Origin of the sequence: Rhodanobacter sp. FW104-R8, assembly GCF_001617365.1 — a bacterium.
Taxonomy (GTDB): Bacteria; Pseudomonadota; Gammaproteobacteria; order Xanthomonadales; family Rhodanobacteraceae; genus Rhodanobacter.
The window spans coordinates 107879-118392 of record NZ_LVJR01000025.1 but is presented as its reverse complement, the minus strand read 5'-3'; the positions used below and the strand labels follow the sequence as shown (position 1 = coordinate 118392).

12 protein-coding genes and 1 pseudogene are annotated in these 10514 nt (G+C 69.7%); 7 read left to right on the top strand and 6 right to left on the bottom strand.

From position 1 onward, the window contains the following. Both RHOFW104R8_RS07705 and RHOFW104R8_RS07700 read right to left on the bottom strand, forming a co-directional pair. A pseudogene (locus tag RHOFW104R8_RS07705) lies at positions 1 to 1282 on the bottom strand (transcription-repair coupling factor); the annotation flags it as partial. A gap of 171 nt (positions 1283 to 1453) precedes the next feature. Beyond that, positions 1454 to 2059 carry a GNAT family N-acetyltransferase gene (locus RHOFW104R8_RS07700; protein ID WP_068091397.1) on the bottom strand — a complete coding sequence of 202 codons (606 nt, stop codon included), beginning with the start codon at positions 2057 to 2059 and terminating at the stop codon, positions 1454 to 1456. A gap of 132 nt (positions 2060 to 2191) precedes the next feature. Between RHOFW104R8_RS07700 and RHOFW104R8_RS07695 the strand changes: the two genes are divergently transcribed. Both RHOFW104R8_RS07695 and RHOFW104R8_RS07690 read left to right on the top strand, forming a co-directional pair. Further along, positions 2192 to 2662, top strand: a complete 471-nt coding sequence (locus tag RHOFW104R8_RS07695) for an MmcQ/YjbR family DNA-binding protein (RefSeq protein ID WP_235604329.1) — start codon at positions 2192 to 2194, stop codon at positions 2660 to 2662. After that, positions 2659 to 3051, top strand: a complete 393-nt coding sequence (locus RHOFW104R8_RS07690) for a VOC family protein (RefSeq protein WP_068091395.1) — start codon at positions 2659 to 2661, stop codon at positions 3049 to 3051. The genes RHOFW104R8_RS07695 and RHOFW104R8_RS07690 overlap by 4 nt, the downstream gene beginning before the upstream one ends. 4 nt (positions 3052 to 3055) lie before the next feature. Here RHOFW104R8_RS07690 and RHOFW104R8_RS07685 read toward each other — a convergent pair whose 3' ends face one another. The 3 genes from RHOFW104R8_RS07685 to RHOFW104R8_RS07675 form a co-directional block, all read right to left on the bottom strand. After that, positions 3056 to 3589 carry a DUF2058 domain-containing protein gene (locus tag RHOFW104R8_RS07685; protein WP_068091392.1) on the bottom strand — a complete coding sequence of 178 codons (534 nt, stop codon included), beginning with the start codon at positions 3587 to 3589 and terminating at the stop codon, positions 3056 to 3058. A 34-nt stretch (positions 3590 to 3623) separates the two neighbouring features. After that, a complete protein-coding gene (locus tag RHOFW104R8_RS07680) occupies positions 3624 to 4058 on the bottom strand; it encodes an FKBP-type peptidyl-prolyl cis-trans isomerase (RefSeq protein WP_068091388.1) in 435 nt (144 codons plus the stop codon). A gap of 77 nt (positions 4059 to 4135) precedes the next feature. Beyond that, positions 4136 to 4693, bottom strand: coding sequence for a YaeQ family protein (locus RHOFW104R8_RS07675; protein ID WP_068091387.1), 558 nt, complete (start codon positions 4691 to 4693; stop codon positions 4136 to 4138). A gap of 79 nt (positions 4694 to 4772) precedes the next feature. On the opposite strand from RHOFW104R8_RS07675, the gene RHOFW104R8_RS07670 reads away from it, so the two are divergent. The 5 genes from RHOFW104R8_RS07670 (at position 4773) to RHOFW104R8_RS07650 (ending at position 10053) form a co-directional block, all read left to right on the top strand. Beyond that, entirely contained in the window at positions 4773 to 5660 is an 888-nt protein-coding gene (locus RHOFW104R8_RS07670; RefSeq protein WP_068091385.1) for a pseudouridine synthase, read from the top strand. 106 nt (positions 5661 to 5766) lie between these two features. Continuing rightward, on the top strand, positions 5767 to 7776 hold the full coding sequence (locus tag RHOFW104R8_RS07665; RefSeq protein WP_068091383.1) for an OPT family oligopeptide transporter: 2010 nt from the start codon (positions 5767 to 5769) through the stop codon (positions 7774 to 7776). Between the two features lie 101 nt (positions 7777 to 7877). Continuing rightward, positions 7878 to 8219: a carboxymuconolactone decarboxylase family protein gene (locus RHOFW104R8_RS07660; protein WP_068091459.1), complete on the top strand. Its 342-nt coding sequence runs from the start codon at positions 7878 to 7880 to the stop codon at positions 8217 to 8219. Positions 8220 to 8284: 65 nt separating this feature from the next. Beyond that, positions 8285 to 9355 (top strand): class I SAM-dependent methyltransferase, encoded by a 1071-nt coding sequence (locus RHOFW104R8_RS07655; protein WP_068091380.1) that lies wholly within the window; start codon positions 8285 to 8287, stop codon positions 9353 to 9355. Continuing rightward, a complete protein-coding gene (locus RHOFW104R8_RS07650; protein WP_068091376.1) occupies positions 9352 to 10053 on the top strand; it encodes a pseudouridine synthase in 702 nt (233 codons plus the stop codon). The genes RHOFW104R8_RS07655 and RHOFW104R8_RS07650 overlap by 4 nt, the downstream gene beginning before the upstream one ends. Before the next feature lie 99 nt (positions 10054 to 10152). Here the strand turns inward: RHOFW104R8_RS07650 and RHOFW104R8_RS07645 are convergent, their stop codons facing one another. Further along, positions 10153 to 10485, bottom strand: a complete 333-nt coding sequence (locus tag RHOFW104R8_RS07645; protein ID WP_068091373.1) for a YkgJ family cysteine cluster protein — start codon at positions 10483 to 10485, stop codon at positions 10153 to 10155. Positions 10486 to 10514: the final 29 nt, after the last annotated feature.

Here is a 10514-nt window from a genome sequence, read left to right as displayed (position 1 = left end):
CCTCCCGACCTCCCCCTGCGGGCAGGGGGAGGAGAAATGTTGACCAGCCCTCGACGTTCTGCGGCTTCAACCCCGCCGCCGCCAGCGTCTCGATCAGCGCTTCGCGCCGTCCCGCCGAATCCGCCGCGATCAGCACGCGGCCCGGATAGCTGGTGAGGAAATACCGCAGCGACGTGCCCGGCTCCTCGCCCTTGCGGTTGAGCGGCAGCTCCGGCGCCGGCTGGGTGCCGCTGTCGACGGCGTGCTCGTGGCCGGCGTCGACCACTTCCACGCGCAGCCGCTTGTTGAGCTGTTCGCGCAGTTTCTCCGCCGGCAGGTAGAGTTCGGCCGGCGGCAGCACCGGGCGTTCGATGTCGTGCGCACGCTGGTCGTAGCGTTCGGCGGTCTGCGCCCAGAACTGGTCGGCCGCCTCGCCGGCGCCTTCGCCGAGCACGAACAGCGCGTCGTCGGCGAGGTAGTCGAACAAAGTTGCCGTCTGGGGGAAGAACAGCGGCAGGTAGTACTCGATGCCGCCCGGCGTCACGCCTTCCTTCATGTCCTGGTACAGCGGGCAGCGGCGCACGTCGATCGGGAAGCGTTCGCGCAGGTTGCCGCGGAATTCCTTCGCGGCTTCCTCGGTGAGCGGGAACTCGCGCGCGGGCAGCAGATCGACCTTGTCCACCTGCTGCTGCGAGCGCTGGGTTTCCGGGTCGAAGCTGCGGATCGAGTCCACCTCGTCGTCGAACAGCTCGATGCGGTACGGCTCGGCGGTGCCCATCGGGAAGATGTCGAGCAGGGCGCCGCGCACCGCGAAGTCGCCGGGCTCGGCCACCTGCGGCACGTGGCGGTAGCCGGACGCTTCCAGCCGCCGCTGTTCGCCGGCGAGGTCGAGCTTCTGGCCCTTCGCCAGCACCAGCCCGGAGCCGGTGATGTGCGAGCGCGGGGCGATCCGCTGCATCAGCGTGGCTACCGGCACCACCAGCACGCCGCGTTTCACGTTCGGCAGCCGGTACAGCGTGGCGATGCGCTGCGAGACGATCTCCGGGTGCGGGCTGAACACGTCGTAGGGCAGGGTTTCCCAGTCCGGGAAGTGCAGCACCGGCAGGCCGCCGGCGAAGATCTTCAGTTCCGCTTCCAGCGCCTGCGCGCGCTGGGTGTCGCGCGCCACCACCACCAGCAGGCCCTCGTGCGTGCGCGCTGCTTCGGCCAGCAGCAGCGCCCGGGCGGAGCCGTGCGGCGGAGTCCAGTAGCGGCGTTGCCTGGGGGTGGTCGGCAGGGGCGGGTGCTTGATCGGGCTGGGCATGGGGGACGCGTGTTCGAGGCGCCGCCATCAAGCCGCGCCGGGGAAAGCGGGCAAGTGTAACGCGATGGCTCCGACAGTCCCCATCGCCATTTGTAGGAGCGCACCCTGTGCGCGATAGCTCTTCGTTACGGAACGAACGGCATCGCGCACAGGGTGCGCTCCTACACGGTCCTACAGCTTCAGCGTGATTAGCGCGGTGCCCGGTTCGTCCGGCAGCATCCGCTGGATGAAGCCCAACTCCCTGCACAGCTGCAGCATCGGCCGGTTCTCCAGCAGCACGTAGCCCCACAGCTCGGCGAGGCCGCGGCGGCGGCAGTCGTCGACCAGGTGCTGCATCAGCAGGGCGCCCAGGCCGCGGCGACTCCAGTCCTGTTCCACCAGCACCGAGAACTCGGCGCTGTCGGTGGCCTCGTCGACGAAGATCCGGCCCACGCCGCGCATCTCGGCCGGCTTGATCGACTCGTCCAGCAGCACGAAAGCGGTTTCGAACGCGGGGTCGATGCGGCACAGCCGCTGCGCCATCGGCATCGGCAGCTCGGACATCGCATGCAGGAAGCGGCGGCGGATGTCTTCCGGCGACAGCCGGGTAAAGCAGCGTTGCATCGCCGCCACGTCGCCCGGCTCGATCGCGCGCAATACCAGTTCGCGGCCGTCCTCGGTGCGCACCTGCTCGCCCCTTGGCGTGGACTGCACGCTCGGGCGCGCAAAGCGCTCGCGGGCGCGTGGCGGAAGGGAGGCGTAGCGGGTCGGGGCGGCGAAGTCGATGGCGGGAATCATGATAGTTCCGTACTTTTGCGTATTGTGTGCGGCGCAACATGAATTTGCAATGACGGATTCCGCGGTGCGCTGTCGCATGCGCGCGATACAGCGGCCGTAACCGGCCGGCGTCATGTTGCAGTACGGAATGCCGTGGACGCGGCAGACAGGCGGCGCGCCACCCCGCACAATGACGAGACTGGCTTCCCCATGGAGCATGGCGTGACCCGCAAACCGCCCCGCGGCCTCGGCGCTGCCCAACTGGCCGCACTGTGCGGCCACTGGCCCGGTGTCACCCGCGATACCAAATGGGGCATCGACATGGTGTTCAGCGTGGCCGGCAAGATGTTCGCGGTGATGCCGTCGGACGGCAGCGGGGGCGGCCGGCTGTCGTTCAAGGTGGCCGACGACCGTTTCCTCGAACTCACCGACCAGCCCGGCATCATCCCGGCGCCGTACCTGGCGCGGGCGCACTGGATCTCGATCGTCGAACCGCGGCGCTTCGCCACGGCGGAACTGGAGGCATTCATCCTCGACGCGTACGTGCTGGTGCGCGCGAGGCTGACGAAAAAACGGCAGGCCGAACTGGGCCCGCATCCCACCCTCGAGGCAAAACAAAAATGAAGCAGCATCTGGGCGCGCTCGCGCTGCTGGTCGCCGACTACGACGAGGCGATCGCCTGGTACACCGGCGCACTGGGTTTCGTGCTGGTCGAGGACACCGACATGGGCGATGGCAAGCGCTGGGTGCTGCTGGCGCCGCCCGGTTCCAGCGAAACCCGCCTGCTGCTGGCCAAGGCGAAGGGCGACGAGCAGGCCGCGCGCGTCGGCAACCAGGCCGGCGGCCGCGTGTTCCTGCTGCTGCATACCGACGGCTTCCAGCGCGACTGGCGGCGCATGCGCGCCGCCGGCGTGCACTTCCGCGAGGAACCGCGGCACGAGGCCTACGGCACGGTGGCGGTGTTCGAGGACCTGTACGGCAATGGCTGGGACTTGCTGGAGCCGAAGCGCTGACGCGTTACCAGACCAGGTCGTCCGGTACCTGGAACCGGCTGTAGTACTCGTCGTCCGCGCCGCTGCCGGCCTCGGCGCGGCCGTGGTCTAGCACGATCATCGCCGCGTCGCGTTCACGGACCTTGTCGGCGGCAATGCGCGGCAGCAGCTCGTAACTCTCGCCGTGGCGCACGATCACCAGTGCGCCGGCGGCCAGCTGCGCGCGCAGCGCCTCGTTGACCAGCACGTCCTTGATCCGGTCGCCGTCGGTGAAGCGGTAGGCGATCTCGCCCTCGCGCTTCACCTTGTGTGCCTCGACGATCTGCCGCACCTGCGCCCGCGCTTCGTTGGCCCGCGCTTGCGCGTTGCGCCCGGCCGCCAGGGCGCGATCGCGTTCGGCCTTCTCCGCCTGCAGCCGTTGCGCTTCCGCCGGCTCGGCGCCCGCCGTCAGCGGGGACTTGCCCAGGTGCTTCTTCGCCTGCTCGCGCACGACCTTGGCCACCTGGCCTTTCTTGACCAGGCCGGCCTTGAGCAACTGTTCCTGCAGGGGATTGCGCATGACGGTATCGGTTGTGCGGGAAGTGGGCGGAAACTCAATGCGCGCCGGCGTCGATCAGTTCCACGTCGAACACCAGCGAGGCGTTCGGCGGGATGTCGGCGCCGGCGCCGCGGGCACCGTAGCCGAGCTCGGCGGGGATCAGCAGGGTGCGCTTGCCGCCCACGCGCATGCCGGCGACGCCCTGGTCCCAGCCGTCGATCACCCGGCCGGCGCCGAGGGTGAAGTTGAACGGCGCGCCATGGTCGTACGAGCTGTCGAACTTGGCGCCGTGCTTGTCCTTCGCGTTTTCGTCGTACAGCCAGCCGGTGTAGTGCACCAGCACGTCCATGCCGGCCTTCGCCTCGACGCCGGTACCGACTTTCCGGTCGATCACGGTGAGCTTGTCGACCTTGCCGCTGGCACGGGCCTGGGGCGGCGCGCTGCAGGCGGCGAGGGCGAGGACGGCGAGCAGGGGCAGCAACCAGCGCATGGGGAGACTCCGGACGGTTGAAAGGATCGGGCGGGGATTATGCGGGAAACCGCGGCGAGGCAGCCGGCAGCGGGCCGTCAGCTGACCAGCTCGGCCGCGACCATCCGCTTGAGCGGATCGACGGCAACCGCGTCGTTCTCGTTCATCAGCTGCAGCTGGCCGTCCTGCACCAGCGCCTGCAGGCGCATGCCCCGTTGCAGCAGTTCGACCAGGGCGCTCACCGTCGCGGCGGGGATGTCGAGCACGCTGAGGTTCTTGTGGCGGCCGAGCGCGTGGCCGGTCTTGTTCCACCAGAGTTCCGCCGCGTTGCCGCCGTAGTTGAGCACCACCACCTGGCGCGAGCGGCCGCAGGCCTTGCGGATGCGCGCCTCGTCGGGCTGGCCGACCTCGATCCACAGCTCGATCTCGTCGGTGTACGCCTTGCGCCACAGCGCCGGCTCGTCCTCGTCGCCGATGCCCTTGCCGAACTCCAGCCGCCCGTCGGCATACAGCGCGAATGCCAGCAGGCGGACCATCAGCCGCTCCTCGGTCTCGGACGGATGCCGCGCCAGGGTCAGCGCGTGGGTGGCGTAGTAGTGCCGGTCCATGTCGCTGACCTGCAGTTCGACCTTGTAGATGGTGGCGTTGAGTGCCATGGGGGCGCCTTGGGACAACAAGCCGCCCATTCTACGCGCTGGCAGGGCTCGCCCGTCGGCGGATTAGACTGGGGCCGACATGGAGACTTCCGCCGCGCCTTTCACGCGTGACAGCGATGCCAGCACCGTGCACCTGCCGGGCGGCAGCTGGGCGACCGTGCTCGATGCGCTGTGCGCCCGCTTCGCCGCGATCGGTCGCGCGCAGTGGCTGGAGCGGATCGCACGCGGCCGGGTGCTGGACGGGCGGGGCGTGGCCATCACGCCGCAGACGCCGTACCGGGCCGGGCTGCGCATCCACTACTACCGCGAGGTGGCGGCCGAGCCGACGATTCCGTCCGTCGAAGCCGTGCTGCACGTCGACGAGCACCTGGTGGTGGCCGACAAGCCGCATTTCCTGCCGGTGACGCCGGCCGGCGGGTTCGTCGAGCAGACCCTGTTGCGGCGCCTGGTCCGGCGGCTGGGCAACCCGCGGCTGGTGCCGCTGCACCGGATCGACCGCGCCACTGCCGGGCTGGTGCTGTTTTCGGCGAACCCGGCGAGCCGGGCGGCGTACCAGGCGCTGTTCCGCGAGCGCCGCATCGACAAGCGCTACGAGGCGCTGGCGCCGGCCTTGCCCGCAGCGTCGTTTCCGTTGCTGCGGCGCTCGCGCATCGTGGCCGGCGAACCGTTCTTCCGCATGCGCGAAGTGGCGGGCGAGCCGAACAGCGAGACGCGGATCGAAGTCATCGGCAGGGACGATGCCTGCTGGCGCTACGCGCTGTTCCCCCGCAGCGGGCGCAAGCACCAGCTGCGCGTGCACATGGCGGCGCTGGGCGCGCCGATCGCCGGCGACACCCTGTACCCCGAGCTGGCCGAGCCGGCCGCCGACGATCACGCCCACCCGCTGCGGCTGCTGGCGCGGGAGCTGGCTTTTGACGACCCGCTGTCCGGCGCGCCGCGGCGTTTCGAGAGCCGGCTGGCGTTGTGATGGCGGGAGGCGGGCCGGTTGCCGCTCTCCCTCGCCATCGGATAACCATGGGCGGCCATTCCACGCTATCTTCCACCGCAACATCCGCTTTGGGGAGAAGCGTCCAGTGAGTGCACAACCTTTGTCCGTCGCGCCGTCGCGCGTCGAATTCACCATCCGCGGCCTGATCATCGGCATCGTGATCACCGTGGTCTTCACCGCCGCCAACGTGTTCTTCGGCCTCAAGGCCGGCCTCACCTTCGCCACCTCGATCCCGGCCGCGGTGATCTCGATGGCGATCCTGCGCGCGATGAAGAACTCCACGATGCAGGAGAACAACATCGTGCAGACGGTGGCCTCGGCCGCCGGCACGCTGTCCTCGATCATCTTCGTGCTGCCGGGCCTGATCATCATCGGCTGGTGGAACGGCTTCCCGTTCTGGATGTCGTTCGGCATCTGCGCCACCGGCGGCGTGCTGGGCGTGATGTACACCATCCCGCTGCGCCGCGCGCTGGTCACCGATTCGGACCTGCCGTACCCGGAGGGCGTGGCCTGCGCCGAGGTGCTGAAGGTGGGTTCCAGCGGCGGCGAGGAGGCGGCCGGGTCGGTGGAATCCGGCGGTGCCGGGCTGAAGGCGGTGGTCGCCGGCGCGATCGTCTCGGCGGTGTTCTACGTGGTGGTGCAGACGCGGCTGTTCGCCGATGCGGTGTCCAGCTATTTCCGCGTGGGCGACAAGGGCGCCGCCACCGGTTTCGATTTCAGCCTGTCGTTCGCGCTGTTCGCGGTGGGCCACCTGGTCGGGCTGTGGGTGGGCGTGGCGATGCTGGTCGGCGCGCTGATCGGCTGGGGCTGGGCGGTGCCGCACTTCCTGCTGCTGCATCCGGTCGCCGGCCCGGTTGCCGACGTGGCGCAGGGTACCTGGAGCCATTACGTGCGCTTCGTCGGCGCCGGCACCATCGGCGTGGCGGCGATCTGGACGCTGGCCAAGCTGGTGAAGCCGGTGATCGGCGGCCTGGCCGGCGCGATGCGCGCTTCGCGCGCGCGCAAGAGCGGCCAGTTGCACACGCTGCCGCGCACCGAGCACGACATGCCGATCGGCATGGTGGGCCTGATCACGCTGCTGTGCCTGATCCCGGTGGCCTGGCTGCTCGGCCACTTCAGCAACATCAGCGGGCTGGGCGAGCACACCGTGCTGCTGGTGGTCGGCGGCGTGCTGTTCGTGGTGATCCTGAGCTTCCTGGTCTCGGCGGTGTGCGGCTACATGGCCGGCCTGATCGGTTCGAGCAACAGCCCGCTGTCGGGCGTGGGCATCCTGGTGGTGATCATCGCCGCGTTGCTGCTGGTGCTGGGCGTGAAGTCGCTGGTGCCGGCCGAGCAGGGCAAGGCGCTGGTGGCGTTCGCGCTGTTCATCACCTCGATCGTGTTCGCGGTGGCCTCGATCGCCAACAACAACCTGCAGGACCTCAAGACCGGCCAGCTGGTGGATGCCACGCCTTCGCTGCAGCAGTGGGCGCTGGTGATCGGCGTGATCGCCGGCGCGGTGGTGATCCCGCCGGTGCTGGACCTGCTGAACCAGGCCTACGGCTTCCTCGGCGCGCCGGGCGTGGACCCCGCGCGCGCGCTGCCGGCGCCGCAGGCCGGCCTGATCTCGGCGCTGGCGCAGGGCGTGATCACCGGCAACATCGACTGGAGCCTGATCATCATCGGCGCGGTGATCGGCGTGGGCATCATCGTGCTGGACGAGGCGCTGGCGCGCACCGGCAAGTCGATGCGGCTGCCGCCGCTGGCGGTGGGCCTGGGCATCTACCTGCCCACCTCCACCACGCTGATGGTGGTGGTGGGCGCGCTGGTCGGCGCCTGGTTCGACGAGCGCGCCGAGCGCGGCCCGAGGCCCGAGCCCACCAAGCAGCTCGGCGTGCTGCTGGCTTCCGGCCTGATCGTGGGCGAGAGCCTGCTCGGCGTGGTCGTGGCGGCGCTGGTGGCATTCTCCGACAAGCTCGGCTTCGCCAACCGCAACGCGCCGCTGGCGCTGGTGGGCGAGGGTTTCCATGGCGCCGCGATCTGGATCGGCGGTGTGGTGTTCGTGGGCGTGACCTGGGCGATGTACCGCTGGATCGGTCGCATGGGACAGGCGTAGGCGTAGGCGTAGGCCTGCACGTGTTCTTGTCGTGGCGGTGGCGCACCATGGCGCCACCGCCGGGCATCCCGTCCGGCGACGAAGCGTACGAGGAACTGCCCATGTTGGACTGGCTGCAATATCGCAAAGAAGTGCTCGGCCGGATCGGCGAGATCGGCAAGCTCAGCCCCGATACGCTGCGGGGTTACCAGGTACTGACCGGCGCCGGCGGGAAGACCGGCCACCTGGACGCCAAGACCCGCGAACTGATCGGCCTGGCGGTGGCGGTCACCACCCGCTGCGACGGCTGCATCACGGTGCACGTCGGCGAGGCGCTGAAGCACGGCGCGACCCGTGAGGAAATCGCCGAGGCGTTGGGCGTGGCGGTGGCGCTCAACGCCGGCGCGGCGCTGGTGTTTTCCGCCCGCGTGATGGACGCGGTCCACGAGCACAGCGGCAGCTGAGTTCGATGGGTTGCTGCTGCGGCCACGTACAATGCCGCCTTCGGGATCAACCTGAAGGGATGTGAGTGACTGCTGCCGGTTTTTCCGCGGCCGCGCCGGATGCGGCGCTGGCCGCGCTGTTCGTGCCGTTCGAGACCGGCGAGCTGGCCTTGCCGGCGGACGGCCGCGTGGTGTTCCTGCGCGCCCGCGCCGGCGTGCGCCTGCGCGAGATGGCGCAGCCCGGCTGGCTGTGCGAGCAAAGCTTCCTGCCGTTCGCCGACGAACTGGGCCGCAACGGCCTGCGCGTGGGCGAGCCGGCGGCCGATGAAAAATTTCCGCTGGTGCTGCTGCTGCCGCCGCGCCAGCGCGACGAAGCACGCGCGCTGTTCGCCCGCGCGCTGTGGCACCTGGCGCCGGGCGGCACGGTGCTGGCCGCGATGCCGAATGCCGAAGGCGTGAAGTCGGGCGAGGCAGACCTCGCCAGACTGGCCGGCGCCGTGCAGCACCTGTCCAAGCACAAGTGCCGCGCGTTCTGGAGTACGCCGCAGCCGGCCGACGTCGACCAGGGCCTGCTGGCCGAATGGCTGGCGCTGGACGAGCCGCGCAGCATCGTCGAGGGCTACATCAGTCGCCCCGGCCTGTTCGCCTGGGACCGCATCGACCGCGCCTCGGCCCTGCTGGCGGAGCACCTGCCGAGGGACCTGCATGGCCGCGTGGCCGATCTCGGTGCCGGCTACGGCTATCTTTCCACGCAGGTCGTCGCGCGCTGCCCGCGGGTCGTGGCGATCGACCTGTACGAAGCCGAAGCGCGCGCACTGGAGCCGGCACGGTGCAACCTGGCGCGGGCGCAGCGTGAATGCGCTCGCGCGGTGGCGGTGACTGTGCGCTGGCACGATGTGACCCGCGGCCTGGCGCAGCGCTACGACGCCATCGTCAGCAACCCGCCGTTCCACCAGGGGCGCGCCGACCTGCCCGAACTGGGCCGCGCCTTCATCGTCAGCGCGGCCGAGGCGCTGCTGCCGGGTGGAAGGCTGCTGATCGTGGCGAACCGGCATCTGCCGTACGAGGATGTGCTGGCCGCGCGTTTCCATGAAGTGCGCACGCTGGTCGTGCAGGAAGGATTCAAGGTGATCGAGGCGACGGGAGTGCGCGGATGAAACTGGTCAAGTTGATTGCGAACCTCGGCTACGGCAGCCGCAAGGACGTGACCCAGCTGTTCCGCTCCGGGCGCATCACCGATGCCGAGGGCGAGGTGCTGTATGCCGACGACGTGGTGCCGTACGAGACCATCCGCGTCGACGACGAGCCGCTCGATCCGCCGCCCGGACTCACGCTGATGATGAACAAGCCGCTCGGCGTCACCTGCTCGCGCAAGGACCCGGGCCGCGTGGTGTACGACCTGCTGCCGCCGCGCTATCGCGTGCGCTCGCCGGCGCTGTCCACGGTGGGCCGGCTCGACCGCGACACTTCCGGCCTGCTGCTGTTCACCGACGACGGCGCGCTGCTGCACCGGATCATTTCGCCGAAGGCGAACGTGACCAAGGTCTACGAGGCCACCCTGGCGCAGGACCTGCGCGGCGACGAAGGCGAACTGTTCGCCGGCGGCACGCTGCTGCTGGAAGCGGAAACCGAACCGCTGGCGCCGGCCGTGCTCGACGTGCTGGGGCCGCGGCATGCCAGGCTCGGCGTCACCGAAGGCCGCTACCACCAGGTACGCCGCATGTTCGCCGCCGCCGGCAACCACGTCGAAACGCTGCAACGGGTTTCGATCGGCGCGCTGGCGCTGGGCGAATTGCCGCCGGGTGAATGGCGCGTGCTCGACGCCGACGAGGTCGCACTGATCTTCGCGCCGTAAAGCAGCAGCACCATCCGTAGGAGCGCACCCTGTGCGCGATGCTTTTCCGTGACCTGACGAAGAGCATTGCGCACAGGGTGCGCTCCTACAAAAGAGCGGCTACAGCACGTGCACCGCCGTGGGAATCGCGTTGCCGAACCACTTGTGCCGCTCGTCGCGGCAACTGGGGCTGCCCATCGCGAACTTGCGGCAGATCGTGGGGCGGTCCGCGTAGATCGTGCAGCGGAAGCTGTTCGGGTCGACCGCGGCGCACCAGCCGTCCTCGCCCTTGGCCAGGGTTTCCATGCCGTGTTCGTCGCGGGCGACCAGCCAGGCCGGGACGTGGTCCTCAGGCATCAGGACCACCGTGAGGCGGCAGCACACGGCTTCGCAGGTCGTGCATTGCACGCCGGGGTCGACGCTTTCGGCGTAGGGGTCGGGGATATTTTTCACTCGTCAGTGTGGCAGCTTCGCCCGACGCG